Origin of the sequence: Endozoicomonas euniceicola, assembly GCF_025562755.1 — a bacterium.
Taxonomy (GTDB): domain Bacteria; phylum Pseudomonadota; class Gammaproteobacteria; order Pseudomonadales; family Endozoicomonadaceae; genus Endozoicomonas_A; species Endozoicomonas_A euniceicola.
This window is the reverse complement of the sequence record NZ_CP103300.1, coordinates 5,079,737-5,105,825: the sequence shown is the minus strand read 5'-3', so window position 1 is coordinate 5,105,825 and position 26,089 is coordinate 5,079,737. Positions and strand designations below refer to the sequence as shown.

The 26,089-nt window shown below is 49.4% G+C and carries 24 protein-coding genes and 1 tRNA gene; 12 read left to right on the top strand and 13 right to left on the bottom strand.

Going from position 1 to position 26,089, the window contains the following annotated elements; all coding sequences use genetic code 11:
* Positions 1–24: 24 nt before the first annotated feature.
* The gene (locus NX720_RS20655; protein WP_262595607.1) at positions 25–1,659 is read left to right on the top strand and encodes an IS1634 family transposase; all 1,635 of its coding nucleotides are present in this window, start codon (positions 25–27) and stop codon (positions 1,657–1,659) included.
* 139 nt (positions 1,660–1,798) lie between these two features.
* Here NX720_RS20655 and NX720_RS20650 read toward each other — a convergent pair whose 3' ends face one another.
* Positions 1,799–3,043, bottom strand: a complete 1,245-nt coding sequence (locus tag NX720_RS20650) for an ISL3 family transposase (RefSeq protein ID WP_262601624.1) — start codon at positions 3,041–3,043, stop codon at positions 1,799–1,801.
* A gap of 224 nt (positions 3,044–3,267) precedes the next feature.
* Here NX720_RS20650 and NX720_RS20645 point away from each other — a divergent pair, with 224 nt between their 5' ends.
* From NX720_RS20645 to NX720_RS20635, 3 genes are read left to right on the top strand one after another with little or no spacing between them, the layout of a single operon-like run.
* Complete coding sequence (locus NX720_RS20645; protein WP_262597163.1) at positions 3,268–3,966, top strand: transposase; 699 nt, start codon at positions 3,268–3,270, stop codon at positions 3,964–3,966.
* 38 nt (positions 3,967–4,004) lie between these two features.
* Positions 4,005–5,558 carry a transposase gene (locus NX720_RS20640; protein ID WP_262596267.1) on the top strand — a complete coding sequence of 518 codons (1,554 nt, stop codon included), beginning with the start codon at positions 4,005–4,007 and terminating at the stop codon, positions 5,556–5,558.
* 49 nt (positions 5,559–5,607) lie between these two features.
* Positions 5,608–6,225 carry a transposase gene (locus tag NX720_RS20635; RefSeq protein WP_262597162.1) on the top strand — a complete coding sequence of 206 codons (618 nt, stop codon included), beginning with the start codon at positions 5,608–5,610 and terminating at the stop codon, positions 6,223–6,225.
* Here NX720_RS20635 and NX720_RS20630 read toward each other — a convergent pair.
* The 5 genes from NX720_RS20630 to NX720_RS20610 all read right to left on the bottom strand — a co-directional run bounded on the left by NX720_RS20630 (position 6,219) and on the right by NX720_RS20610 (position 8,954).
* The gene (locus tag NX720_RS20630) at positions 6,219–6,395 is read right to left on the bottom strand and encodes a hypothetical protein (RefSeq protein WP_262597161.1); all 177 of its coding nucleotides are present in this window, start codon (positions 6,393–6,395) and stop codon (positions 6,219–6,221) included. The two genes, NX720_RS20635 and NX720_RS20630, sit on opposite strands and share 7 nt — an antisense overlap.
* A gap of 58 nt (positions 6,396–6,453) precedes the next feature.
* Complete coding sequence (locus NX720_RS20625) at positions 6,454–6,720, bottom strand: Arm DNA-binding domain-containing protein (RefSeq protein ID WP_262597160.1); 267 nt, start codon at positions 6,718–6,720, stop codon at positions 6,454–6,456.
* Positions 6,721–6,921: 201 nt separating this feature from the next.
* A tRNA-Pro gene (locus NX720_RS20620) sits at positions 6,922–6,998 on the bottom strand.
* 60 nt (positions 6,999–7,058) lie between these two features.
* Positions 7,059–7,586: an O-acetyl-ADP-ribose deacetylase gene (locus tag NX720_RS20615; protein ID WP_262601623.1), complete on the bottom strand. Its 528-nt coding sequence runs from the start codon at positions 7,584–7,586 to the stop codon at positions 7,059–7,061.
* Between the two features lie 6 nt (positions 7,587–7,592).
* The gene (locus NX720_RS20610) at positions 7,593–8,954 is read right to left on the bottom strand and encodes a class II 3-deoxy-7-phosphoheptulonate synthase (protein ID WP_262597158.1); all 1,362 of its coding nucleotides are present in this window, start codon (positions 8,952–8,954) and stop codon (positions 7,593–7,595) included.
* Between the two features lie 582 nt (positions 8,955–9,536).
* Between NX720_RS20610 and NX720_RS20605 the strand changes: the two genes are divergently transcribed.
* Positions 9,537–9,773 (top strand): hypothetical protein, encoded by a 237-nt coding sequence (locus NX720_RS20605; RefSeq protein WP_262597157.1) that lies wholly within the window; start codon positions 9,537–9,539, stop codon positions 9,771–9,773.
* 56 nt (positions 9,774–9,829) lie between these two features.
* On the opposite strand, the gene NX720_RS20600 is transcribed toward NX720_RS20605, so the two are convergent.
* From NX720_RS20600 to NX720_RS20585, 4 genes are all read right to left on the bottom strand, one after another.
* The gene (locus NX720_RS20600) at positions 9,830–10,681 is read right to left on the bottom strand and encodes a sulfurtransferase (protein ID WP_262597155.1); all 852 of its coding nucleotides are present in this window, start codon (positions 10,679–10,681) and stop codon (positions 9,830–9,832) included.
* 81 nt (positions 10,682–10,762) lie between these two features.
* A complete protein-coding gene (locus NX720_RS20595; RefSeq protein ID WP_262597153.1) occupies positions 10,763–11,293 on the bottom strand; it encodes an acyl-CoA thioesterase in 531 nt (176 codons plus the stop codon).
* A gap of 306 nt (positions 11,294–11,599) precedes the next feature.
* Positions 11,600–13,654, bottom strand: coding sequence for an ankyrin repeat domain-containing protein (locus NX720_RS20590; RefSeq protein WP_262597151.1), 2,055 nt, complete (start codon positions 13,652–13,654; stop codon positions 11,600–11,602).
* A gap of 137 nt (positions 13,655–13,791) precedes the next feature.
* The gene (locus tag NX720_RS20585) at positions 13,792–14,127 is read right to left on the bottom strand and encodes a hypothetical protein (protein WP_262597150.1); all 336 of its coding nucleotides are present in this window, start codon (positions 14,125–14,127) and stop codon (positions 13,792–13,794) included.
* Between the two features lie 173 nt (positions 14,128–14,300).
* Here NX720_RS20585 and NX720_RS20580 point away from each other — a divergent pair, with 173 nt between their 5' ends.
* Genes NX720_RS20580 through NX720_RS20565 form a run of 4 tightly spaced genes read left to right on the top strand, consistent with a single transcriptional unit; the run spans position 14,301 to position 18,025 of the window.
* Positions 14,301–15,251, top strand: coding sequence for a glycosyltransferase family 2 protein (locus NX720_RS20580; protein ID WP_262597148.1), 951 nt, complete (start codon positions 14,301–14,303; stop codon positions 15,249–15,251).
* A gap of 3 nt (positions 15,252–15,254) precedes the next feature.
* Positions 15,255–15,620, top strand: a complete 366-nt coding sequence (locus NX720_RS20575) for a GtrA family protein (protein ID WP_262597146.1) — start codon at positions 15,255–15,257, stop codon at positions 15,618–15,620.
* Between the two features lie 8 nt (positions 15,621–15,628).
* Complete coding sequence (locus NX720_RS20570) at positions 15,629–16,444, top strand: ChbG/HpnK family deacetylase (protein ID WP_262597145.1); 816 nt, start codon at positions 15,629–15,631, stop codon at positions 16,442–16,444.
* Between the two features lie 36 nt (positions 16,445–16,480).
* Positions 16,481–18,025: a glycosyltransferase family 39 protein gene (locus NX720_RS20565; RefSeq protein ID WP_262597144.1), complete on the top strand. Its 1,545-nt coding sequence runs from the start codon at positions 16,481–16,483 to the stop codon at positions 18,023–18,025.
* Between the two features lie 80 nt (positions 18,026–18,105).
* Here the strand turns inward: NX720_RS20565 and NX720_RS20560 are convergent, their stop codons facing one another.
* The 3 genes from NX720_RS20560 to tadA all read right to left on the bottom strand — a co-directional run bounded on the left by NX720_RS20560 (position 18,106) and on the right by tadA (position 23,349).
* On the bottom strand, positions 18,106–18,576 hold the full coding sequence (locus NX720_RS20560; RefSeq protein ID WP_262597143.1) for an outer membrane lipoprotein: 471 nt from the start codon (positions 18,574–18,576) through the stop codon (positions 18,106–18,108).
* A 192-nt stretch (positions 18,577–18,768) separates the two neighbouring features.
* A complete protein-coding gene (purL, locus tag NX720_RS20555; protein WP_262597142.1) occupies positions 18,769–22,671 on the bottom strand; it encodes a phosphoribosylformylglycinamidine synthase in 3,903 nt (1,300 codons plus the stop codon).
* A gap of 183 nt (positions 22,672–22,854) precedes the next feature.
* Entirely contained in the window at positions 22,855–23,349 is a 495-nt protein-coding gene (gene tadA / locus NX720_RS20550) for a tRNA adenosine(34) deaminase TadA (RefSeq protein WP_262597140.1), read from the bottom strand.
* 313 nt (positions 23,350–23,662) lie between these two features.
* Between tadA and NX720_RS20545 the strand changes: the two genes are divergently transcribed.
* The 3 genes from NX720_RS20545 (at position 23,663) to sctO (ending at position 26,049) form a co-directional block, all read left to right on the top strand.
* Positions 23,663–24,151 carry a type III secretion system chaperone gene (locus tag NX720_RS20545; RefSeq protein ID WP_262597139.1) on the top strand — a complete coding sequence of 163 codons (489 nt, stop codon included), beginning with the start codon at positions 23,663–23,665 and terminating at the stop codon, positions 24,149–24,151.
* Between the two features lie 95 nt (positions 24,152–24,246).
* Positions 24,247–25,578, top strand: coding sequence for a type III secretion system ATPase SctN (sctN, locus tag NX720_RS20540; protein WP_262597138.1), 1,332 nt, complete (start codon positions 24,247–24,249; stop codon positions 25,576–25,578).
* Positions 25,579–25,587: 9 nt separating this feature from the next.
* A complete protein-coding gene (gene sctO / locus NX720_RS20535) occupies positions 25,588–26,049 on the top strand; it encodes a type III secretion protein (protein WP_262597136.1) in 462 nt (153 codons plus the stop codon).
* Positions 26,050–26,089: the final 40 nt, after the last annotated feature.

The following is a 26,089-nucleotide window of genomic DNA, read 5'->3' as shown; positions in this document are numbered from 1 at the left end:
AGCCAATATTGGGAAGCCCCCCTTATGCCTCCTGTTCAATATCGCTCTCAGGTCATGGATCACCTCGGTCTGGTGGCTGGAATGTGCAAAGAGCTGGGAATTGTCGAGCACATCGATAAACGAGCCCCCAAGCTATCTGACGAATGGAACATTTCCCACGGTGAAGCCGTGATAGCTATGATAATCAACGGTCTTGGCTTCACAGGACAGTCTCTCCATATGTTCCCTCAGTTCTTCGCCAATAAACCCCTCGACAAACTAATCAGGGGCGGGATTGAACCCGAACACATAAACGACAAAGTACTGGGAAGGGCGCTGGACGTACTTTTTGATCTGGATGTTAGTAAAGTCCATTTCGAGCTGGCTATCAAGGTGGCGAAGCACCTCAAATTACCGTGCGACGCACTGAACCTCGATGGTACAGGGTTTCACGTCGATGGTCGTTATAATTGTGATGACGAAGTGAGCGATGAAGACCTTAATTGTATCCGGCTTTGCAAGGGCTACAGTCGAGACCATCGCCCGGACTTGAATCAGGCCATATTACTTCTGCTAACCGAGAATCGTGCAGGCATTCCACTGTTTATGAAAGCAGCCAGTGGCAATGTGACGGATAAAACCAGTTTCAAACAAGTGGTGAGCCAGCACATAAAGAGCTTTAAAGCGGCTCTGAATGCCCGTTATTTCGTCGGTGATGCCGCAATGTACGTGGCAGGAACCCTTCAGGAACTCAGCCATCAGGAGCAGTTGTTTGTTTCCCGAGTCCCTCTCAATATCGGTGATGCTAAAAAACTGGTACGTAGCGCACCATCGCGCTCCATGAATGTGGTGGATGGATTTGACCATTACGAAGCGGTGGAGACATTGTCTGAGTATGCCGGTGTCGTACAACGCTGGGTTCTGTTTCGAAACAAGCAGAGCCAGAAAGCGGAACAGAAGACACTGACCCGGCGTATGCAGAAAAAATCCCTGACAGAATCCGAGGCTCTGGTAAAGCTGGGCAAAAAGTCGTTCCGGTGTGAAGCCGACGCCATGGAAGCCTTCAGGCAATGGCAAAAGAATTCCAAACTTTGTCAGGCTGAACCTAAGGTCATTAGCAAGCCTTGTTACAATACCAAAGGTCGCCCTGCTGACGGGATGCCTCCTGACCACTATGAATATTTCGTGACAGGTTGCTGCTCAGTAGCTGTGGAGAGACGTCGGGATGCTGAGGCGTCACTGGGTTGCTTTATACTGGGCACCAACGACATGGATACAGACCGGCTGGATACGACTGAACTGCTAAAGACGTATAAATCCCAACAGCAGGTTGAAAGAGGCTTTCGTTTCCTGAAAAGCCCGGATTTCCTAGTGTCATCACTTTATCTCAAGAAGCCGGAACGTATTGAAGCGCTGCTAATGGTGATGACTCTCTGCCTGATGGTCTATGCTGCTATCCAACATCGAATTCGTTATGAGCTGAAAAGACAGAGTCGAACGTTCCCGGACATGAAAAAGAAACCGGCGAAGAACCCCACGGGCAGGTGGATTTTCTGCTGCTTCGAGGGTATTCATGTGTGGACGATCAATGGGACGGAGAAGCATGTAGTCGGCATCTCGGAAAGTCAGTCGACGATCATTTTTATACTGGGTCAAACGTACCAATCAATTTATTCCTGATTGGGGTGGTGAATGTCGGACCCACTCAACCAGCCTACCAATTGCTCAAAGCTATCAGTAAAACATGTAGGTCATATCAAATCAGAACAGCAGTTACAAAATATGGGAAGTATCTGTTTTTTATTGGCTCTTCGCCGTTTCATATGGATTTCAGTAAATCCGCTACAGGGCTGGCAATCATATAGATCATCATCAGAAAAGTTCCTGTATTTCGATAGCCCCTTGCTCTGCTTCGGGCTGCCTGAAACAAGCTGTTCAGCCCTTCCATGCGAGCATTGGTATAGGTTGATGACCATCGTTGTATTATCTTATCAGCATGACCCTCTACCGTTGATAGCGCCTTACGTACCGGCTTCAGAATCTCGCACTCGCCCAGTTCGGATTTCGCATATTTGATGAAATGCGTTAACCTCCAGCGAGCCGCCTGTGCTGTTTTAGCCTTCCGGATCCAGCGAAGCTTTTCCTTGATTCGCCATGCTATACCCGTTTTCAAGTCACTGCTTTCCAGTTCGGCAAGTGCTTCCATCTGTTTTTCAGTGAGTGGCCCATCTGCCTTCTTTAGCACTGCCCAGCGCAAGCTTTTCGGATGCTGCCCCAGCTTTCGCTCTTCTTTACGGACATCGTCAACAGCCCTGGTAAACAGCTGAACAACGTGGAACCAGTCAACAGTGACGTTGGCTTGCGGCAGCTCTTCTTTCACGGCGGCCAGGAACGCTTTTGACATATCGCAAACCACCTCAAGCACGTTATCTGCCTGACCTCCATGCTTCTCCAGAAATGCCCTGAACTCCTTAACAGTACCCTTGCCCTTACCTGTGGTGGCAAAGATTACGGGCTTGTCATGCCTGTCCATATCAATGAAAACGGTAACGTAGTTATGACCTCGTTTTGAGGCCGTTTCGTCCAGCCCTATAGCCTTCAGAGATGACAGATCCATTTGCAGTAATGCCTGACTGACGTAATGCTTGATCACCCGCCATATACGCTTGTCATTGACTCCGATATGTTTGGCACAGGCTTTGACCGGCATCTCCCTGACCAGAGACAGCAACGCCTGTTCAAAAAGAAGGGTAAACTTACTGTTCTCTCTGGCCCAGGGAACATTTACACGAAGAGTGCCGTGTTCTTCACAGGTTGTCCGAGGTACTTTAGCGGTGATATAGCAATGATGCTGAAAAAAGTTCAGATGCTGCCAGGTTAGTTCCTTAAAGTCATGTGCCGGGCAAGCCTTACCGCGTTTAGGGCAGGGAAACAGGCTGCCACGATCAGCGCTGACTCTGAGTCTGAGCTGGTTGGGCTTCTGGGATGTATCGAGGTGTTGATTAACTATTTTCCAGGGTGCCTGCAAACCAAGACCAAGCATGAAAATCTGGTTACCATCCATGAACAATTGCGAAACCTGTGTACTTTATTTGGCAGGTAATTATCAGTCAGATAACCGTACTAAATCCATAGCAAACAGCGAGGAACCTTTTAAAAACTGTATAAAAAAGGCTCTTCAGGGATAACTGTGGGTAGAAATGAACAAATTTTTGAGGTAGATGCACCAGTGGCTGACTTTTGATAGCTTTTTGTTGAAGGACAAAAAAACAACAAAAGGCAGCACTGATGCTGATTAAAACTATCCTCAATAAAGTCCATAAACTCAAGTCATTTGTTTATCAGGATGTAAAACCCGGCGTCTATCAAGGTTCAGAAGTATTTAATGTGACAGTGGTTCCTCGAAAGAACAGTCATGCCGTTTGCTCAGGCTGCTTGAAGCCAGCACCAGGCTACGATTCTCTTGCTGAACGCCGTTTTGAGTTCGTCCCTCTCTGGGGAATTAGAGTTTTTCTGCTCTACACAATGCGCAGGGTTCAATGCAAGACGTGTGGCGTAAAGGTTGAACAGGTTCCATGGGGTGATGGCAAGAAAGAACTTACCAAAGTCTACATGCAGTTTCTGGCAAGCTGGGCCAGAAAGCTCTCCTGGAAAGAGGTTGCCTGCACTTTCAATACATCATGGGAGAAGGTCTTTCATGCTGTTGAGTATGTGGTTGAATGGGGCAAGGCGCATCGTTCGCTCGACAATATCAAGGCCATAGGTGTCGACGAGGTGGCGTATCAAATAGGCCATAAGTACCTGACTGTCGTTTACCAGATTGATCGAAACTGCACACGATTGCTGTGGATTGGCGAAGAGCGTACTGAAGCGACGATTCGCAGCTTTTTCTCATTCTTTGGTACAGAGCGAAGCCAGCAGTTGGAGTATGTCTGCTCTGATATGTGGCAGCCTTACGTGAACCTAAATTCAGCGGTTAACCCCTGAGCTAAACTCTAACCCTCAACAATATTGAGGGCTCGAAGATGGTTCGACCACCAAAACCCACTCCCCCAAAGGGTGAGTTGTCTGAAATGAAAAAAGATCCCTTATCCGTCAAACTCGAAGTCGATTCTTTCGACGGTAAAATTCATGTCGAGTGGGAGCCTGAAGCATCGGTCACCCCAATGGGACAGCTTCCTTTTTTTATACAGTTTTTAAAAACAGGTCACCGATTTGAACCCTGGATTAACGATTGCCCACTAACTTATAAAAGCCCAAACGCCCCTCAAAAAGTGGATGTGATTGGCTCATTAATGCTTTCCATTCTTTCAGGACATAAACGCTATGCGCATATCGGAACAATTATTGGTGATAAAGTAAACGCTCAGTTGCTCGGGATGAAAAAAATTGTCAGCGATGATTCTGCCAGGCGTGGTTTAAAGAAGATTGACGAAGATGAAGGCGTTGAATGGATGCAAAAACACCTCCATCTCTGTTTTGATCCGTTATTAACCATTCCATGGATTATGGATGTTGATGTTACCGTGAAAACCATTTATGGGCATCAGGAAGGAGCGGTTAATGGCTATAACCCACATAAGAAAGGGAGACCCTCTCATACTTACCACTCATATATGATGGCTAATCTTAAATTAATACTGGAGGTTGAAGTCAGACCCGGAAATCAAAGTCAAAGTAAATACTCTTTACCCGGTTTAATGGAGCTATTAAATCGACTTCCAAAACGCTGCTGGCCTGAATTTGTTCGTGGTGATTGTGATTGGGGAAGTGACCGGGTAATGAGCGAATTGGAAGATGCTGGTTGTCATTATCTTTTTAAAATGAAGAAGCACGACAACGTTAAGAAAGCCATAGGGAATGCACACTGTAGCGGAGGATGGGTAAAATACGACAACCATTGGGAGGGAAAAGAATCCGTAATTAAACTGTCAGGTTGGAAAAAAGAAAGACGCATAATTATTGTTCGAAGACGGCGTCCTGAAAATGAAATACCGATGTTGGAAAAAGGAATAAAAGAACGTCAACAAACGTTAGCATTAATAGAAGAGCCAGAAAATATAAAAGCTTACGAGTATTCGGTTCTGGTCACATCTCTTGATAATGATATAGTCTCGATCATTAATCATTATCGCAATAGGGCTGACTGTGAAAATAACTTTGATGAAATCAAAAACCAATGGGGCTGGGGCGGTTATGTAACAAAAGATATGGCAAGATGTCGAATGCTGGCCCGAATGGTTGCCTTGGTTTACAACTGGTGGACGCTATACGTTCGATTGAGTAATCCGGACTCCCATAAAGAATCAATTACCAGCCGTCCCTTATTAATGAGTTCAATTGGCAAGCTGACCCACTCTGGCAACCAAAAGAAAATAAAGCTGACAAGCCAGCATCGATGGATGTATAAAATTGCGAAATTACAAAGTGAACTGTGTGATTTTTTTGATTCAATCAAAAGTATCGCACCGCAGTTGAATCCAATTAACGCATGGTGTCGTATTTTAACGAAAGCGGTCTCAAAATTTTTGAAAAAAGGGCAGGTTATTACGATGCAACCATTAATTCGATCGGGCTAATGACTTAAAAAAACGCTGCTCAGAACCGTGAGAAGCTATTCCTAATGGCATGGCTCAGTGGCGTTCAACTGCTGAATTTAGGGTGAAGGCGATTGCGGAGTTTGCCTGCCAGGCACTGCATATTCTGGATCGCTTCCATATCGTTGCCATGCTAAACAAAGCCATTGATGAAGTCAGGGCATCAGAGCACAAACAACTTCAGGCAGACGGATATGAACCTGTTCTGAAAAAAACTCGCTGGTGCCTGCTCAAGAGAAAAGAAAATCTGACAGAGAAAGAAGAGATCAAGTTAAACACAGTACTCCAGTACAACCTGAAAAGTGTCAGAGCTTACCTGCTTAAAGAGGAATTTCAGGTGTTCTGGGATTACATTTCACCACATTGGGCAGGAAAATATCTGGATCGTTGGTGTACAAGAGTCATGCGGTCAAAGATAGATCCAATGAAGAAGGTGGTCAAAACTATTCGACGACATAAGCCACTTATTCTGAACTGGTTCAGGGCAAAAAAGGCGTTTTCCAGCGGAATTGTTGAGGGTCTGAATACCAAGATAAAACTCACTACGAGAAAATCGTATGGATTCAGAACCTACAGATGTGCAGAAATCGCCCTATATCATGCGCTTGGCAAACTACCTGAACCAGAAACTGCCCACAGATTTTACTGACGAGGCATAAAAAAAGGAAGCTGTCCCATTGGGGTGACCGATGCTTCAGGCTCCCACTCGACATGAATTTTACCGTCGAAAGAATCGACTTCGAGTTTGACGGATAAGGGATCTTTTTCCATTTCAGACAACTCACCCTTTGGGGGAGTGGGTTTTGGTGGTCGAACCATCTTCGAGCCCTCAATATTGTTGAGGGTTAGAATTTAGCTCAGGGGTTAACCGCTGAATTTAGGTTGATAGCTTGTGAGAGCTTGGGTCAATATGATCACTCAGTAACTTACGGGCTTCATCCCGCTTTTCCCTGGCTTCTTTCAGGCTCACTTCCGGGTACACCCCCAATGCAAGGGTTTTTTGTTTTCCGGCAAAACGATACTGCATTCGCCAGTATTTTCGGCCTGTTGGTTTGACCAGCAAAAACATGCCTTTTTCATCAGCAAGCTTGAAGTCTTTCTCTTTCGGTTGAACATTCTTTGTCTGGGAGGCGTTGAGAGACATGGGCTGAACCGGATGTTGAGGGTACTTTTGATAGTACCATGAGGTTCCTGCTTTGAAAGAAAGCAAAAGTACCCTCAAAAGTACCCTCAAAAATGCCCGGATGGTGATAGATTTAGTGGAACCCTGGTGGACAAAGAATAGCTGAAGAGCTTGTGAGAGTAAGGGTTTATGAACTTGACTGGATGTCTGTGGAGGGGAATATGGTCGGCGTGAGAGGATTCGAACCTCCGACCCTTTCGTCCCGAACGAAATGCGCTACCAGGCTGCGCTACACGCCGAGTATCATTTTCTGGTTCATTCTAGCGACTTGATTATCACTGTCAATCCCTACAGCCAAGCTAGCTCTGGACAATTTCATGTAAAAGACGACGATAAATATCAGTCAGTGGCTGATCAAACAGAACAAATAAAACCTCTTCAGGACAAGGAGACTCTTTTAACCACTGAGCAACGGTCGTGATAGCAATATGAGCCGCTTCTTCGTGGGGATAACCATAGACACCACAACTAATCGCAGGAAACGCAAGGCTGGCCAGTTGTTCCTGATCAGCCAGTTCCAGTGCCTTTTGATAACAGGAGCGAAGCAACCCGGCTTCGCCTGCTTCACCGCCCTGCCACACAGGGCCAACCGTATGCAGGATTCTTTTTGCAGAAAGATTAAAGGCCGGCGTCGCCCGCACCTGCCCTGTAGGGCAGCCGTCGTATTCCCGGCAGGCTTGTTGCAGTTGTTCAGCCCCTGCCGCACGATGGATGGCTCCATCCACCCCGCCGCCACCAGCCAGACGGCTGTTGGCAGCATTGACTATGCCATCGACAGCGATTTTGGTGATATCGCCCTGTACAACTTTGATCCGACCTTTAATCATCACTGTTCACTTATTGCTCAATTTGCGACAATTCTTCATTGTTTCTGCAATCAGGTAGGCCAGCTCCAGCGCCTGATCTGCATTCAAACGAGGATCACAATGGGTATGGTAGCGGTTGCCCAGGCTGTCGACCGTTACCGGACGGGCTCCACCAATACACTCTGTGACGTTCTGGCCTGTCATTTCAAAATGGACACCACCCGCATAGGTGCCTTCCGCACGGTGGACTTCAAAGAACTGTTTCACCTCACTCAGAATTTTTGAAACTTCACGGGTTTTATAACCATTATCAGCCTTGATGGTATTGCCGTGCATTGGGTCACAGCTCCACAACACTTTTTTACCCTCGCGCTCAACAGCCCGAATCAGGTCAGGTAGCCCTTTCTCAACGTTATCAGCGCCCATACGCACAATGACATTCAGACGACCGGCTTCATTCTCCGGGTTCAGAAGATCAATCAGACGAACTAAATCTTCCGGTGGCAGGGTGGGTCCCGCTTTCAGGCCAATCGGGTTATGGATACCTCTGGCAAATTCAACGTGCGCACCATCCACCTGACGGGTGCGGTCGCCTATCCACAGCATGTGGGCAGAGCAGTCATACCAGTCACCTGTCAGGCTATCCCGACGAGTCAGCGCCTGTTCATAAGGCAGCAACAAGGACTCATGGGAAGTATAAAAATCGGTTTCACTGATAGCAGCTGAATGCTCTGCGGTAATGCCACAGGCTTTCATAAAGTCCAGCGCTTCATCAATCCGGTCAGCAAGGTGTGAGTATTGTTCTGATTGCGGACTGTTCGCCACAAAATCCAGGTTCCAGGCATGTACCTGTTCAAGAGAGGCCAGGCCACCCTGAGCAAAAGCACGCAGCAGATTCAGGGTAGAAGCTGACTGATGGTAGGCCATCAACATACGTTCCGGGTCAGGTGTGCGACTCTCCGCCGTAAAGTCCATGGCGTTGATAATATCGCCACGATAGATAGGCAGTTCCAGACCATTTATGGTTTCTGTTCCGGATGTGCGCGGTTTGGCAAACTGCCCCGCTACCCGGCCAACCTTGATCACTGGCGAACTGGCACCGAAGGTCAGAACCACTGCCATTTGCATCAGTACTTTGAAGGTGTCACGGATATTGACGGCACTGAACTCCAGAAAACTTTCAGCGCAGTCCCCGCCTTGCAGCAGGAAGGCATTACCCTCTGTGGCCTGAGCCAGTCGTTTGCGTAATTCCCGCACCTCACCCGCAAACACCAGGGGTGGCATTTTATGCAGGCGATTTTCAACCTGCTGCAGATGGGCCTTGTCCGGATACTCTGGCAACTGAATGACTGGCATCTCTCTCCAGCTGTCAATATTCCACTGCTTCATTCACTTCTCTCATGAATCTATTCTTACTCAACCGGGAATAGTACAACAGATATACGAACAAAGCTGCGCCTTATACGTAAACATTTCTGCAATTCCACAAGTAAACATCGATGATAATATAAACCGACAGGCTCACGGATTCGCACAGAAAAAGACCGATAAAGTAGCCATTTCAAATCCGTGCTTTACACAGCAGAAAATCGCTGTTATATAGTACATAACGAATTCAGCTAGATAGTTTTACCTAACATGATTCTCTCTCTATCTATGATCAGAACCACAATGAAACGCACCATGATTATGCGGTGCGGGGTCTGTTGCGGATAGCTGAAAAGCAAAGCACAGGCCCCCGCATCAACAACGATCCGGGGGCTTTTTTTTGGGTAAACTTTTTTGGGTAAACTTTTTTGGGTAATTTTTTTTGAGGTAAAAGCCTCTTGCTGACGTTCACAGCAAGGGAACAGGTCAAAGTTAACCATCAACCATGAGCAGAAAATGCCGTTACTGAAAGCAGCCCAGTGCCACAAAGCCTGAATAGCAGCATTTTTACAGCAACAGCCATGAGCGAAAAAGGACAAGACAGTGAGTTATCTGAAACTGAGACTGGTCACCACAGGCAGCCTTGCCAACCTGGAAAAGGTTCTTCACTCCGATACCAGCTATGAGTTGAAAATCAGTCATTTCTCAGCAGAAAAGAATATCGATCGTGACCATTATGAAGTAGAAATGTGTATTTCCGGTTTTCAGACTCAGGATCAGATCATCATGAAGCTGGCGGGTGAAAAAGAAATCCGTGAACTGACACCACTGCGGCAATAACCCCTCCGTAAGCCTGTCGAACATAAGTCCGACAGGCTTACGGGCATCAGAGATGCTTATCCCTGATGTCTATCGACCACTGCAACCGGACGAGTTCCATCGGTTATCCATTCACTCCATGATCCCGGATAAAGCTTCGCTCCCGGTAACCCGGCATACTCCATAGCCAAAAGATTATGGCACGCCGTAACGCCTGAGCCACAATAGAAGACGGGCTTCAGGTCAGAAGGTAATAAAGCGTTAAAAGTCTGTCGGAGTCTATCGGCTGCAAGAAACCGTCCGTCATCATCCATATTCTCTGAAAACGGATGGCAAAGAGCCCCCGGAATATGACCGGCTCTGGCATCAATAGGCTCAGACTCTCCCGCAAAACGCTCATAGGAACGTGCATCCACCAGCCTGAAGCGAGGTTCATCCAGCTGGTTGAGTATGTCCTGTGCTGAGACGGTCTCTTCATCGTGCAAATGGCTGATAAAGTGACTAAAGCGAATCTCTGGCCGTTCTGAAGTCAGTGGATACCGGCCTGCAAGCCAGGCTTTAAAACCACCATGAAGAACACTGACATGCTTTACACCGATCCAGCGTAACTGCCACCAGGCTCTTGCTGCCATGGCATGACTGCCATCGTCATACACGACAACGTGAGCATCGTCGTCTATCCCCCAGAATCGAACCCGCACTGCAAAAACATCAGGTTCAGGTAGCGGGTGTCGTCCAGTTTTACCGGGAATAATGGTACCTGAAAGATCATCTTCCAGGTGGGCATAAAAGGCACCCGGCAAATGATTCTGGTTATAGAGGGCATGTCCCGCAAAGGGCTTGGAAAGATTGTAACGGGCATCAATGATGACAATGCGCTCATCATTGAGCAGCGTAGCCAGAACTTCTGGCTCTATGAGTGGCGACATAAGTATCCCATTGAATGCAAGATTAGTAAGAGAATATCACGAGCAGGAATAGCACAACAACGACGCCTCTGCCTGGTCAACTTAAGGCTCGGGTGGCCAGGGTCGCTGTTCATCCCCGTCAGTCCAGGCTCTGACCCATTCAGGCAGTTCTGTCTGCCATTGCTCCAGCCCCATCTCCTCCAGAACTTTCTGAGTCGGAACACTCCCGTTTTTACTGGTCACCGTTGTGCGCAGCAATACTGACGAAACGGGTTGCCCCTTAACCCACATAGACTGGGCAATGTAGCTCCATCGGTCATCCATCCCAACCAGTTGAGTACGCAGGGTGACCCGGTCAAACATTCTGACCCGCCGCCGGTAACGCACAGAGCTGCCCGCCACCGCAAACCCCCACCGGTTGCGACGCAGAACTCCAGACAAACCGCAACGAATCGACAAATCGAACCGGCCAATATCATACAAAGTCAGCATACGACCATTATTGACTTCCATAAACATGTCCAGATCCCATGGGCGACAACGGAAAGTCGTCTCACAAGGGTCATTGATAGAAATGGATGAAGATAATCTGGCTTTAATACTGGACGTCAATAGACGTATAAGAGGGTACATAAAATCTTTTTCGATAAACCATTTATTGAAGTAATTATTTGAATACAGCGATCAGTCAGTCGCCATAAAGTTCATCAGAAATAAGAAGCTTTTGCAATGTTGGCTGGCGGGAAAAATAACCCGCCAAATCCCTGGCAGGTTGTATCACGTCCTTGTGATAAGTGCTGTCCTTGCATTTACAAGATAACAACAGCGGGACAGCGCCAGCTATAGGCAGATTGCGGCATTTACTGTAAGAAATATCCTACATCCTGTTTTAAAGGGGCTGGTGATAGCTTCCGTATGCCCTCAGGGCACAGTGAAAAGTCAAACCAAGGTTTCCATGAAATAGCTACCGTGATCCTGAAACTTTTCCATAACCTCTTTGTGTCCCCTTGCGCATGCAAGCTCAAGGGCGGTAGCCCCACCTCCATTCCGGTGATAACGACCTGCTCCCCTTGCCAGCAATTGATCGACTATTTCAGTATTCCCTTTCACACTGGCAATGTGCAGGGCAGTATTACCGCCTTTGTCTTTCAGCTCACAATCCGCACCTGCCTCCAGCAACCATTTAACCACCTCAGTGTGGCCTCTCTCAGCAGCAAGGTGCAGGGCAGTACATTCGTCTTTATTTTTCAAGCTGTGATCCGCATTTGCGCGCAGTAGCTTTTCGACCACCTCAAGATGACCTTCCCGACTGGCGACATGCAGGGCAGTATTACCGTCCGCTGTTTGCAATTTGTGATTTGCACCTGCTTTCAGCAGCCGTTCAACCACACCGGGAATGCCATGCCGGGCAGAGAAGATCAGGGCAGTTGAATCGTTAATACATTGAATGTCTATTTCAGCCCCATTTCTAAGCAGAAAGTCAACTAGACTGACATTCCCTGATTGAGCCGCATTGTACAGTGGAGGAAAATCAGTTCCGGAGGGGCTGTTAACGCTGAATCCCGATTTTACGAGAAGTTCAACTATTTCCAAATTGCCTTTCTGGCAAGCCAGGCGCATTGTGCGCTGGCTCTGCCCACTCGACTGTTGAATGTTAAAATTAGCACCTTCCTTTCCCTTTATACTCAAAAGCGCCTCAACGATCTTTACATTTTTTTCAAATACCGCCGTGGTCAGAGTGGAGAACTCATATTGCGGCTCTACGTAATTTACTGTATCCGGACTAACCTCTTTGCAAAGAGTTTGAACCACCTTTATATTATTGCTGCGGGCTGCTTCGAAGATAACCGAATCCAGAGAATATTCTCCATCGATTTTTTTAAGCTTTTCAAACAGTAGATTAAATATACGTTCATCCGGATTATTGGCAGCAAGCCTCAGTGCACCCGTCAGATTCTTCTTGTTTGCAGGAAATTTGTCGAATATTTGAACCATACTAAAGCCTTTCGAGACCGCCAACTGCAAGGCCGTGCGGCCACTGCCATCAATCGCATCAAAATTTTTCACTTTTTGGGCCAGTATTGAAACAGTGGTTTCTTCACCCACCCAAACCGCTGTGTGAAGGGGTGTTGATGTGTATCCACCCGTTCCCGCATAGGAGAAATCAACACGATCCACTTTTTCCATCAACATAGGAACCTCATTGGGACGAATATTTATTACAGCTTCCAGCAGCATATTTTTAAGAGCATCTCCATTGGAGTCATCAGGAACTAGCCCGTCAAACACGTATCGGTGTTTATTTTTGAGCGCTGTCTTAAAGGTTTCTAATTGTTCGGGGAGCAGGATGTTAAATTTGCCTCCTGCCCTGATAAGCTCCCTGGCCAGGTAGTGGTGCCCTTTGTTTACAGCCTGAGTGAGGGGTGTTTCGCCGTTATTGTGCCGTTTATTTACCTCCCCCCCCATACGGATCAGCAGCTGAGCAATGTTGGTATAGCCCATTGATGCCGCATACATGAGCAGAGATGTATCTTCTCCCAACGCCTCGGAATAGAAAGTTTGTTTGACCATCCCGGGATTTTCTTGCAAGGTTTTCTGCAAGACATCAAGTTTACCCCGCCTGCAGACCGATAAAGGCCATTTTTCACCATATTCAGATTTAAACTCGCAAGGTTCGTTGCTATTTCTATTCAGGGCAAATAATGGAACGGCTGGTTGCCTGCAAAAACTACATTGTCTATTTGCGACGGAAGTGTGGTCAGATTGCATATCCAGCCATACACCAATACATTTAGCATGCATGGTATGCTGACAACGGGTAACGACAACCCCTTTGTATGAAGCTGATCCAGGGATGTCCTCAGGTTCTTCGGACAGAGGCATCAAGCAAGTATTACAAGTATTATTATTTACATCAGACTCAGCTCTATTCATGACATCATTCCACTTTCTTTTCATTAGTATGAATTTCTGCCAACAAATTTCAGCTGACAATTCCCTTTGTCACTCCATATTTCCATATCAGAGTGTGTTATTTAGTGGGTTTGAGCAGAAATAGCGCTCAAAGTTCCCTTATCAGACCTCCTCCCCCCGACTTACATCCCTGAACATCTGCAACCAATGAACGATAACTACTGCGCTAGCCTACCGGACTTATCCACCACCTGATTATCAATAATGACTTTTTCAGAGAGGATATTTGAAATTTCATCAGTATCCCCTGTGCCATTTTCAATCACAATTCGGGTAATGGCTCCCGCATTATCGTCTGCGTCAAAATCATAATCTTCTGGGAAAACCGGCTCAACGCCAACCGGCTCTGGAAAAATCACGACATCCTCAATAATGGCTTCTGTCGGCAGCTCCGTCACAGACTCTTTTGTCTCATCAGGCAGTAGAAACAGTCCCGTCACAATTGCGCCGATGCCCACTGCCAGAGCTGCGCCCCAAAGCACTTCCTTTCTCATATCAAACCTCAAAGCCGAAAACATGGCGATAACCCTGTAGCCTTGCCATAGAAGGGTTACAGGGCTATATAGTCAGGGTTTACAACAATAACCGTTTATAACCATAACCGGTTATAATGCCTGTTTAATTGATCTGCCACCAACAATTATTGAAAGAATTGCCCGGAGCCCTAATGACCGACAACACTTCCTTCAGCCTAAGCTGCGTCGTCCCCGTTTTTAACGAAGGACCGGTCATTGCAGAGTTTCTTGAGGCATTGCAGGCGCGTCTGCAGGAAATCACGCCAGACTATGAAATCATCGTGGTGGATGATGGCAGTCAGGATAACACCGTTCAGCTGGTAGAAAACTACTGCGACGGCCAGCATATCAAACTGATTGAATTGTCCCGAAACTTTGGCAAGGAAACCGCCCTGACGGCGGGTATTGACGCAACGGAGAGTGATGCGGTTATTCTGATTGATGCTGACTTCCAGCACCCGCTGGATATGCTGCCGGTTTTTGTCGATCACTGGCGTCAGGGCTATCAGATGGTTTATGGCGTACGCCAAAGCCGTCACAGCGAATCCTACCTTAAGAAAAAAGGCGCTCAGTTTTTCTATCAGATAATGCACCATAGTACAGGTATCAATGTACCTGCCCACGCCGGTGACTTCCGCCTGATGGATAGAGTGGTGGTTGAAGCACTCAAATCCATGCCTGAACGCAACCGTTTTATGAAAGGTATCTACGCCTGGGTTGGCTATAAAACCATAGGACTGCCGTTTGAGGTTCAGGATCGTAAGGCGGGAGAATCCGGCTGGGGCTTTGCGAAACTGACCAGTCTGGCTATTTCGGGCATTACGGCGTTTACCACCCTGCCCCTGCGTATTGTCGGCGGACTGGGACTGCTGATTTCCATGGTTTCGATGCTTTATGCATTTTTCATCATATTTAAAACCCTGTTCCTCGGTGCACCTTTGCCTGGCTGGCCAACGGTTGTTGTTGCCATCACCTTTATCGGAGGCATACAGTTACTGTCTCTCTGGGTGCTGGGTGAATACATCTCGGGGATATTTAACGAAGTCAAACAAAGACCGAAATACCTGATTCAACGTCAGCTCGGCTTTAATAAAAAACAGTAATTTATGCAAATTATCAAGTTTATCGTGGTCGGAGGACTGGCAGCGCTGGTCCACCTCTCTTCTCTGTGGCTGATGGTTAACTTTCTTGCCCTTGACCCTGTTATCGCTAATGCCCTGGCCTTTATTGGTGCCTTTATTGTCAGTTTTACAGGCCAGAGTCTGTGGACATTTAACCATAAGTCCCATGACCACAATACGGCCCTGCGGTACTTGATGATCCAGTTGCTTTGCAGCTTTATCCTTAACCAGGCGTTATACACATTGCTGGTGCTGTATACACCTCTGCATTATATGGCAGCCAGTTTTATTGTCCTGGTTACGATTCCTGTCATCACCTTTACTCTCAGCAAATATTGGGCATTCCGATGACGCACCCTATGAAACAAGTGACCCTGTGCGCTGATGATTATGGTATGCACCCCCGGGTGTCGGGAGCGATTGTCGAGCTGATTCAACAGCAACGAATACAGGCCACCAGCTGCCTGGTGACATCCCCGTTCTGGCAAGCGTCAGCCCGACCCATTGCCGATATCCGGGCTCAGGCTGATATTGGTCTGCACCTTAACTTTACCGAGGGCTACGGGCTCAGCAATGCGTTCGCTAATGGCCTTCCCGGCCTTGGTAAAATGCTGACACTTAGCCAGTTAAGACTTCTGAGCTCAGCGAACCTGACCGAAGAAATCAAAGCGCAGTTTGAAGCCTTTACCTCGGACACGGGTTTTTTCCCCGACTTCCTGGATGGTCATCAACATGTACACCACCTGCCACAGGTTCGTGACGCTCTGTTAAAGGTTCTCGCCGATTATTCACTGCCGGACAGCTTCTGGGTTCGCAGCGTGCACCCAATGTGTTCCAACACCTCAAACATAAAAACCCGGGTGATTGTACACAGTGGTGCCAGAGCCTTTCGCAGGCAACTGCAAACCCACCGGATTCATCACAATCAGGCATTTGCCGGTGTCTATTCATTAGGGCCGAACCAGCCGTTCAGGCACTATATGCAACACTGGCTGAGCCATTTAAAAGACTCCGGTCTGATAATGTGCCACCCTGCACTGTCGGTAGCCTCCAATACGATTGACCACGCAGAAGCCAGGCTTCAGGAATACAACTACCTCAAAAGCGCCGACTTTGCTTCTGACTGCACTGCAAACACAGTTAAACTCGTACGGCTTTCTGAAAGCGCTACCTAACAACTATGACAACTGAAATGAACATTGCGAAAGACCATGGATGACCTGCAGACCAATACCTCCGAACCTCTGAAATACCCTCTGCGCTGGCTCAGCCTCCTTTGCTTTTTCCAGTTAACATTCTGGACACTGGCCCCCAACTGGGTTCGGCACTCCCTGAATTCTGACACTCTGGAAGGGATCGCCTGGGGCAACCTGTGGCAGTGGGGTTATGACAAACATCCGCCTCTGGCAGCCTGGGTGACGGCACTGTTTGCCAATTTAAGTGACACTTCAGACCTGCCGGTGTATTTCCTTGCGCAGTTATCCATCGTTATTGTATTTATCGCTGTCTGGCGTCTTGCCAAAGAGTACCTGCCTGGCCAGGGGGCTCTGCTGGCTGTCTTCCTGCTACAAGGCGTGTTGTTTTACAGCAACCGGGTCGAGCGGGTGACGCCCGACACCATTCAGGGGCCTGTGTGGGCATTGCTGGCCTTAACGTTTTATTTCGCCGTTACCCGTGAGTCCCTGAAATACTGGCTGTTAACCGGTGTATTGGCCGGTCTGGCAGTTCTTGCCAAATATCAGGTTGCGGTTTTATTTTTGCCGCTGCTGATCGTTCTGCTGATCACCAAAGAAGGCCAGAAAAGCCTGAAAACCGCTGCCCCCTGGCTGGGAGCTATTGTCGCCACACTGATCGTTCTGCCTCATCTGCAATGGCTGATGGAGAATAACTTTGCAGCGGTCGGTTATCTCGAAGAAATGTACGTAGATAACCCGGACAGCCAGCACGAATCCGGCTGGGCCGATCGGTTTTATTACCCCCTGTCATTCACTGTCAACAGTTTCAACAACATTCTTCCTATGTTGCTGCTGTGCATACCGCTTTTCCGGGCAAAAAAACTCAACATTCAATACGGTTCATTTGAAACCCTGTTCCTGACCGCCATAGCCCTGGGACCGTTTGTGCTCTCAATAGTGTTTGGTCTGATGACAGGCGAGAAGCTTATTCCCCGGTGGGCGACGCCCTACTTTGCCTGGCTGCCGCTTTTCATTCTGGTGACGCTGAAACCGGAAATCACCTATAAACGGTTTCGTACCCTGGCCATCTGCTGTCTGGCACTGGGAATGACTTTTTGTGCATTAAGAACGGGCTTCCAGTATTACAAACCCCTGCAAAAAGAGAGGTACTGGGAATCCGATGATTACATGCCTGCCCGTGAAGAAATGGCTTACGCCGACAAGCTCTGGCAGAAGTACCACTCCTATCCAATGCCTTATCTGGGCGGCCTTCATTATCACGTTGCCGAGCTGGTTCCTTATAGCAAGACCGGCCCCATTCCTTTCTTTGGCCTGAATCCGGCTGAAAGCCTGTGGATGGACGTTGAAGACTTCCACCGCCGGGGAGGAATGATTCTTATACGCCATGGCAGAAGAAATACCGACAAAGTGCAAAAGCGCCTGAAAGACCATTACCCTGACGCAGTTTACATAGGCAGCCATAGCTTCAAGCCGGTCAGCCGACTGGACGTTGACCCACCCGTTGAGTTCAAGACGGATTACTACCTGCTCGAACCCCGGACTGCTCCACAAAACCGCTAACAAAAAAAGCCGCGCCTTTACTCCAGGCGCGGCTTTTTATTCAGACAGCGAACAGCCAATAGTAAACAGCAGCATCTCAGCTATTGAACACGCACCACCCGACTGGTCGTCCCCTGGGTCAGCACCTTCACACGATCCCCCGCATTAAAGGCCGCTGCCGGATCATGCTGCTGAACGACAGACACATAGGAACCATCTTCCAGGCGCACGGTTATTTCAACGCCCTGCTTCTGAGTCAGTTTTTTCTCAGCCATATGACCGAGGACGCCACCGGCGACAGCTCCGGCAATCCCCCCAATGATGCCTTCGTTGCGCCCGCCAATCTGGGAGCCCAGCACGGCACCGGTCGCACCACCAGCCAACGTACCAATCTCACCCTCTGTACCTTCCAGTTTTACAAACCGGGCTTCAGCGACTGTTCCAAAGCGTACGATCTGCATCTGCCGGGCTTCAGTGCTGGAATAAGTCGTTCCCGTCAAATCGGACATACACCCGGTCAGGGAGACAGCCATAAGAACGGCAAGGCCAGCCTGTTTGATTTTGTTGGTCATAAATGTCTACTCCTGAGTTATCTTTTATTACCAGTGTATCCAAGGCTCTGACAGCTGTGTTTTAAAAGCTGTAATTTTAAAAAAAGGGAGCCGCTTTTTTCAAAGCCAGCCCCTTTGCTTATCGGGTTGGACTCCCTGAAAGGCAGGGAGTTCCCTATCCAGTCAACCCGCTCTCTAATCAACCCACTCTTTTTAGTCAACCCAGGCTCGCGCATTACGGAACATGCGCATCCAGGGTGCATCATCCTGCCAGTTGTCAGGGTGCCAGCTGTTCTGAACGGTTCTGAACACTCGCTCAGGGTGGGGCATCATGATCGTTACACAGCCATCGGCAGACGTCAGGCCGGTAATACCCTTGGGAGAACCATTAGGGTTATACGGATAACGTTCAGTGACCTGCCCCTGATTGTCTACATAACGCAGAGCCAGCTGAGCCGATTCCTGCAATCGCTCAATATGCTCAGGCTTACCGAATTCGGCATGCCCTTCACCATGAGCCACAGCTATCGGCATACGGGCACCTTCCATGCCACGCAGGAAGATGGAATTGTTCTTCTGCACTTCAACCATGGCGACCCGGGCTTCAAACTGCTCGGACTGGTTGCGAACGAAATGAGGCCACAGGTCCGCGCCGGGAATCAGCTCATGGAGGTTAGACAACATCTGACAACCGTTACATACCCCCAGGGTAAAACTGTCTTTGCGATCAAAGAAGGCTGCGAACTGCTCACGGCCCCGGTGATTAAACAAGATGGATTTAGCCCAGCCTTCACCCGCGCCCAGCACGTCACCGTAAGAGAAACCGCCGCAGGCCACCAGACCTCTGAATTCATCCAGCTGGCGGCGACCGCTGAGGATGTCACTCATGTGAACATCAACAGCGGTAAACCCGGCTTTATCAAAGGCTGCTGCCATTTCCACCTGACCGTTGACACCCTGCTCCCTCAGGATAGCGACCCGTGGACGAACCCCCGTGGCAATAAACGGTGCCGCGACATCACTGCTGATATCAAACGGCAGGGAGGCATGCAGACCGCTGTCCCGGTCATCCAGCAGGTTGTCGAACTCCTGACGGGCGCACTCAGGGTTATCGCGCAGAGCCTGAATACGGTAACTGGTTTCAGCCCAACAGCGCTGGTATTTCACACGGCTTTCAGAAATCAGAGTCTCGCCCCTGAACAACAGGTTCAGACGCTGGTCATCACGAAGGGTACCAATCGTGTGAGTGCAGTCGCCCAGACCCGCTGCCGCGAGAATATCCTTAACCCGGCCTTTATCTTCCGCACGAACCTGCAACACCGCCCCCAGTTCTTCGTTGAACAGGGCAGGCAGAATATCGTCAGAGGACTGAGCAATTTTTTCCAGGTGAATGTCCATACCGGCACGACCGGCAAATGACATTTCTGCCAGAGTCGTAAACAGACCGCCGTCAGCACGGTCGTGATAAGCCAGCAATAAATCCTGTTCCATCAGGATTTGAACGGCGTTGAAGAAGCCTTTCAGGTCAGCAGCGGAGTCAACATCAGCAGCGTCATCACCAATTTGTGCAAAGACCTGTGCCAGGGCAGAACCGCCAAGACGATTCTTACCACGACCAAGATCCACCAGCAGCAGGCGGGTATCGCCCTTGTCCAGACGCAGCTGCGGCGTGACGGTTTTGCGAACATCGGTGACCGGCGCAAAGGCGGAAATCACCAGAGACAGCGGCGAGGTCACGCTCTTGTCTTTATCACCGTCTTTCCAGCTGGTACGCATGGACATGGAATCCTTGCCCACAGGAATGGCAATGCCCAGCTCCGGACACAGCTCCATCCCCACCGCCTTGACGGTCTCATACAGCTTTTCGTCTTCACCCGGATGACCCGCCGGGGCCATCCAGTTTGCGGACAGTTTGATATCGCCCATTTTTTCAATTCGGGCAGAAGCGATATTGGTAATCGCCTCACCAATCGCCATGCGGCCAGAAGCCGGACCATTAATAATCGCAACAGGCGTACGCTCGCCCATGGACATAGCTTCACCGGTATAGGTGTCAAATGAGGTGGTTGTTACCGCACAGTTAGCGACAGGCACCTGCCAGGGCCCCACCATCTGGTCACGGGCGACCTGGCCGGTAATGGAACGGTCTCCAATAGTGATCAGAAAACTCTTACTGGCCACAGAAGGCAGTTTCAGTACCCGTTCGCTGGCTTCTTCCAGTGTAATGCCGCTCAGGTCAATGGCATCCTGCTTAATATCCGTTGATTCTACATCCCGATGCATACGGGGTGGTTTGCCCAGCAGAACATCCAGAGGCATATCCACCGGATTATTATCAAAGTGGGAATCTTCAACCAGCAGGTGTTTTTCTTCCGTCGCTTCACCCACTACGGCGTAAAGGCAACGCTCGCGTTTACAGATAGCTTCAAACAGCGCCATATTTTCCGGAGCCACTGCCATCACGTAACGTTCCTGAGACTCGTTACACCAGAGTGCCAGGGGCGACATACCCGGCTCGTCGTTCAGAATGTCGCGCATCTGGAAACGCCCGCCCCGGTCACCATCACTCACCAGTTCCGGCAGAGCATTGGACAGGCCACCAGCGCCTACATCATGGATAAAGGCAATCGGGTTGTCGTCACCCAGCTGCCAGCACTGGTCGATCACTTCCTGACAGCGGCGCTCCATTTCCGGGTTATCACGCTGGACACTGGCAAAATCCAGGTCTTCCTGACCCTCACCTGAGGTCATAGAGGAAGCAGCGCCACCACCCAGACCAATCTGCATGGCCGGACCACCCAGGACAATCAGTTTGGCACCGACAGGGATTTCACCCTTTTCAACATGATCCGCACGAATATTACCCAGACCGCCTGCCAGCATAATGGGCTTATGGTAACCGCGCACTTCTTCGCCGGTAGCGGCTTTAGCGGCCTGCTCATAGGTACGGAAGTAACCGCACAGGTTCGGACGACCAAATTCATTGTTAAAACCCGCACCGCCCAGTGGGCCATCAATCATGATATCCAGGGCCGATACGATCCGGTCAGGCTTGCCATAGCCTTTTTCCCACGGCTGTTCATAGCCGGGGATATTCAGGTTGGAAACACTAAAGCCGGTCAAACCCGCTTTAGGCCTGGAACCTCGACCCGTCGCGCCTTCGTCACGAATTTCACCACCAGAGCCTGTTGCTGCGCCAGCCCGGGGGGCGATAGCGGTGGGGTGGTTGTGGGTTTCCACTTTCATCAGGATATGAATATCTTCCTGATGGTAGTCGTAGGTTTTGGTGTCAGGATTCGGGAAGAAACGTCCGGCTTTAGAGCCTTCAATAACAGAAGCATTGTCTTTGTAGGCAGACAAGACACCCTTACTGCTCATGGCGTGGGTGTTGCGAATCATCTGGAACAGGGAGTGATCCTGCCTCTGTCCGTCGATGGTCCAGGTGGCATTGAAAATCTTATGGCGACAGTGTTCGGAGTTTGCCTGGGCGAACATCATCAGTTCCACGTCCGTGGGGTTACGTTCCAGCTTTATATAGCTCTCGACCAGATAATCAATCTCATCGTCTGCCAGCGCCAGTCCCAGTGAACGGTTCGCCTGTTCCAGTGCTTCCCGGCCTCCATCAAGAATGTCGACGGCCGTCAGGGGGGCAGGCTCGGATTCTGTAAACAGGGATTCGGCAGCCTCAGGGTTATCCAATACCGTTTCTGTCATACGGTCGTGAATCAGCTCGCCAGCCTTTTGAATCTGTAACTCACTCAGCCCCTGTTCAGCAGCAATGTAATAAGCGATACCTCGCTCAATACGCTGAATTTTGTTCAGACCGCAATTATGGGCAATATCAGACGCCTTACTGGACCAGGGAGAAATAGTGCCGGGACGGGGGACAACCAGCAGCAAGGTCCCAGTACAGGATCCTTCCTGCCGGCGCGGACCATAGGTCAGCAGTTGTTCGAGAACCGCCAGTTCCTGTTCAGACAGTGCCTCACTGCTCTGAACGAAGTGCTGGTAGTCGGCAAAGACACCGGACACTTCCGGAATAAGGTTTTGTAAGGTTTCCAGCAGTTTTTTGCTGCGAAACGGAGAAAGAGCGGGAGCGCCACGCAATATCAGCATGCTTTTACCGTAAAAATACAGTTTATGAAGCTGAAAGCTCGCCACAAACAGCCTGTTCACTGCCTGTGACACACTTTTCAGCAGAACTCAGGGGAATCAAGGCGGCTATGATAATCGAAACTACTGTACGGAAACCAGTCATGGAAAATACACATAAGTGCTTATTCCTGCTCCGGACAGACACTAACATAACCGCAGACGCTTCCTTTCCTCTTTCTTCTGCCTGCGCCGTTCCCTGAAAAAAGCCGACATCATTTCACCGCACTCATCCTGCAATACACCCTGAGTCACTTCTACCCTATAGTTCATCTGCGGCTGATCCAGCACCTGAGTGACACTGACAACAGCACCGGACTTGGGCTCACAGGCACCAAAGATTACCCTGCGAATGCGGCTATGAATAATAGCACCTGCACACATGGTACAGGGTTCCAGAGTGACATAAAGGTCGCAATCCACCAGCCGGTAATTGCCCAGCGCCCTGGCCGCCTGCTGCAAAACCAGAATCTCGGCATGGGCAACAGGGTTACATCCGGTAATAGGCTGATTATGGGCGCGGGCAATCATTTCACCGTTATGGACAATCACCGCACCTACCGGCACTTCCTGCTTTTCCCAACCTTTGTAAGCTTCAGACAGGGCTTCCTGCATCCAGTCGCTATCCGTTTTCTCTAACACCAGTCTCAATGCCTTGTTAAGCCAATTAACAGCGGGGCAGTATACAACGAAAAGAGTGCAAACCGGGGAAGCCAGTCAAATCGGTGACAGCACCAGCATTGGCAAAAAAACTTTATAACCGGCTATTAATTTTACCGGTATCCGACCGATGCCCATTATTACGGTTCTGTAACTGCTGTGATTCAAGAGAAAGCCGGGAATAAAATTAGTCGTTAAATCCTCTACGCTCTTGGCAACAGCTATATATACTGAATGAAAGTAGTTTTTCTTATTCCAGATTTGATGACTTGATACCAGCGGAGGGTAGGGTCAAATGTCTTACAAGCAGAACGTCGAAGAGAATCTGCAGCATTTTGCCGAGAGCATTGGCCTTGGCGAGCTGAGTCTGAATGAACACGATGCCTGCGGCCTCTGTTTTGATGACACCTTAATTGTCAACATGGAGTACCTGGAGGAAGATGAAGCCCTGGTCTTCGTTTCCTCGGTTAAACCCATGGATGCCCACGACGATGCCAAGACCCAGCTGTTCGAAAAGCTGCTCTCCCTGAACCTTCAGCATCACAGTATGCAGGGCGCTTTCATTGCTCTGAACCATGACAAAACGGAAGTCTTGCTGATTCGTTCCATGCTGGCTTCCAGCGATTACGGCAACTTTGAATCCACTCTGGAAAAATTTGTAAACACACTGGAATGGATTGTGTCTGAAGTGGACAACGTTGATCAGGACAGTACTCCGGCAGCAAGCCCCTCTACACCACAGCCCGGACCCGGTGGACCCGGCGACATGGGCATGATGGTTTAACGGGGCAGGGCTTTACAGGGTAGAGTGTGAAGAAAGGGCTTAACAGCCCTTTTTTTCTCTCTGGAGTAAATAATGGATGATCAGGAGAGCAAGGTTTGCCAGAAGCATTAAAGTATCTGACCGATGCCCTTGAGAGCGCTGTAGGCGGTGAACGTCTGGTGGATATTCGCGGCCGGGTAACCGAAGTACAGGGCATGATCATCAAGGCCGCTGTTCCCGGTGTCAAAATCGGTGAACTGTGCGAGCTGATCACTCCCGGTGAAGAGCAGACCAGTTATGCGGAAGTGGTCGGCTTTCAGGGACATGAAACCGTTCTTTCGCCCATGGGTGAGATCATGGGCATCTCCTCAACCACGGAAGTCATCCCTACTGGCAAAGTGCATCACGTGGGTGTTGGCCCGCACCTGCTGGGTCATGTTCTGGATGGCATGGGCGATCCACTGGATAAAACCGCGTTCGATGGCATTGAGCCAGAAACTTATTACCCGGTCTATGCCAACAGCCCGGACCCAATGACCCGCAAAATCATCGACAAACCACTGCCTCTTGGTCTTCGGGTTCTGGATGGCATCCTGACCTGTGGCGAAGGACAACGGATGGGCATTTTTGCCGCAGCCGGTGGTGGTAAGTCCACCCTGCTCTCCATGCTGGTCAAAGGGGCCGAAGTGGATGTCACCGTACTGGCGCTGATCGGTGAACGGGGACGGGAACTGAGAGAATTTATTGAGCACGACCTGGGGCCTGAAGGCGTACAGAAGTCGGTCATCATTGTTGCGACCTCCGACAAGTCATCCATGGAGCGCGCCAAGGCAGCCTATACCGCCACCGCCGTGGCGGAATATTTCAGAGATAAGGGTAAACGGGTTCTTTTGTTGATGGACTCGGTTACACGTTTCGCCCGGGCCCAGCGTGAAATCGGTCTGGCAGCAGGCGAGCCGCCAACCCGTCGGGGTTTTCCACCTTCTGTATTTGCTACCCTGCCAAAGCTGATGGAACGAGCCGGTATGTCTCATACGGGTTCCATTACTGCCCTCTACACCGTTCTGGTAGAAGGCGATGATATGACCGAACCCGTGGCTGACGAAACACGATCTATTCTGGATGGACACATCATCCTGTCCAGAAAACTGGCGGCCGCTAACCATTATCCAGCCATCGACGTATTGTCCAGCGCCAGCCGTGTTATGAACGCCATCACACCAGAAGAACACAAAGCGGCGGCAGGCCGATTACGGGAACTGCTGGCAAAGTTTGAGGAGATTGAATTGCTGGTCAAAGTTGGGGAATACAAACAGGGCTCTGACGCCGTTGCCGATGAAGCCCTGCAAAAAATCGACCACATCCGTAACTTCCTCAAACAGCGTACCGACGAACTCACCCACTACGATGACACCATTCAGCTGCTCAGGCAGGTGGTGGGTGTCTGAGCCTGAACCATGCTGCACGAACTACTGAAAGTTAAACAGATTCGTGAAAAGTCTGCCCACGATGAAGTCCAGAAACGCAAATACCGCCTCGAAGAAAGCCACCGGGCGGTAGAGCGGGCGAAAGAAGAATTCCTTGAGTATGTCCAGTGGCGCGGTAAAGAAGAGCAGCGGCTCTACGATAATATTATCAATACGGAAGTAAAGCAGAACGACCTTGATCAGTTGAAACAGAATATCGGTTTGCTGCGGGAAAAGGACGTACTGCTGGAACAGGCGATTGCCGAAGCCAGAAAAAAAGTCGTGGACGCCGAGGCCGCTCTTGAGGAAGCCCGGGAAGAACACGCCAAGGCCATTCAGGCAGTGCAGAAGTTTGAAGAATTCACTGCCACCCTGGACGAAGACGCTGCCAAAGAGGCAGCTCGTCTGGAAGATCTGGAAATGGAAGAGTTTACGGTCAGGCCCCGTCATTGAGGCAATAGCCGTTTCTATCCATTAACAATGGACAAAACAT

Coding starts and splice junctions, on each gene's coding strand:
- purL (WP_262597142.1), bottom strand. CDS start 22,671: ATGCTGATATTGCGTGGCGCTCCCGCTCTTTCTCCGTTTCGCAGCAAA.
- NX720_RS20575 (WP_262597146.1), top strand. CDS start 15,255: ATGCAAATTATCAAGTTTATCGTGGTCGGAGGACTGGCAGCGCTGGTC.
- NX720_RS20625 (WP_262597160.1), bottom strand. CDS start 6,720: ATGTCTCTCAACGCCTCCCAGACAAAGAATGTTCAACCGAAAGAGAAA.
- NX720_RS20615 (WP_262601623.1), bottom strand. CDS start 7,586: ATGATTAAAGGTCGGATCAAAGTTGTACAGGGCGATATCACCAAAATC.
- NX720_RS20585 (WP_262597150.1), bottom strand. CDS start 14,127: ATGAGAAAGGAAGTGCTTTGGGGCGCAGCTCTGGCAGTGGGCATCGGC.
- NX720_RS20645 (WP_262597163.1), top strand. CDS start 3,268: ATGCTGATTAAAACTATCCTCAATAAAGTCCATAAACTCAAGTCATTT.
- NX720_RS20565 (WP_262597144.1), top strand. CDS start 16,481: ATGGATGACCTGCAGACCAATACCTCCGAACCTCTGAAATACCCTCTG.
- NX720_RS20610 (WP_262597158.1), bottom strand. CDS start 8,954: ATGAAGCAGTGGAATATTGACAGCTGGAGAGAGATGCCAGTCATTCAG.
- NX720_RS20570 (WP_262597145.1), top strand. CDS start 15,629: ATGAAACAAGTGACCCTGTGCGCTGATGATTATGGTATGCACCCCCGG.
- NX720_RS20595 (WP_262597153.1), bottom strand. CDS start 11,293: ATGTACCCTCTTATACGTCTATTGACGTCCAGTATTAAAGCCAGATTA.
- NX720_RS20560 (WP_262597143.1), bottom strand. CDS start 18,576: ATGACCAACAAAATCAAACAGGCTGGCCTTGCCGTTCTTATGGCTGTC.
- NX720_RS20640 (WP_262596267.1), top strand. CDS start 4,005: ATGGTTCGACCACCAAAACCCACTCCCCCAAAGGGTGAGTTGTCTGAA.
- NX720_RS20580 (WP_262597148.1), top strand. CDS start 14,301: ATGACCGACAACACTTCCTTCAGCCTAAGCTGCGTCGTCCCCGTTTTT.
- NX720_RS20600 (WP_262597155.1), bottom strand. CDS start 10,681: ATGTCGCCACTCATAGAGCCAGAAGTTCTGGCTACGCTGCTCAATGAT.
- NX720_RS20635 (WP_262597162.1), top strand. CDS start 5,608: ATGGCTCAGTGGCGTTCAACTGCTGAATTTAGGGTGAAGGCGATTGCG.
- NX720_RS20545 (WP_262597139.1), top strand. CDS start 23,663: ATGTCTTACAAGCAGAACGTCGAAGAGAATCTGCAGCATTTTGCCGAG.
- sctO (WP_262597136.1), top strand. CDS start 25,588: ATGCTGCACGAACTACTGAAAGTTAAACAGATTCGTGAAAAGTCTGCC.
- NX720_RS20655 (WP_262595607.1), top strand. CDS start 25: ATGCCTCCTGTTCAATATCGCTCTCAGGTCATGGATCACCTCGGTCTG.
- NX720_RS20630 (WP_262597161.1), bottom strand. CDS start 6,395: ATGGTTCGACCACCAAAACCCACTCCCCCAAAGGGTGAGTTGTCTGAA.
- NX720_RS20650 (WP_262601624.1), bottom strand. CDS start 3,043: ATGGATGGTAACCAGATTTTCATGCTTGGTCTTGGTTTGCAGGCACCC.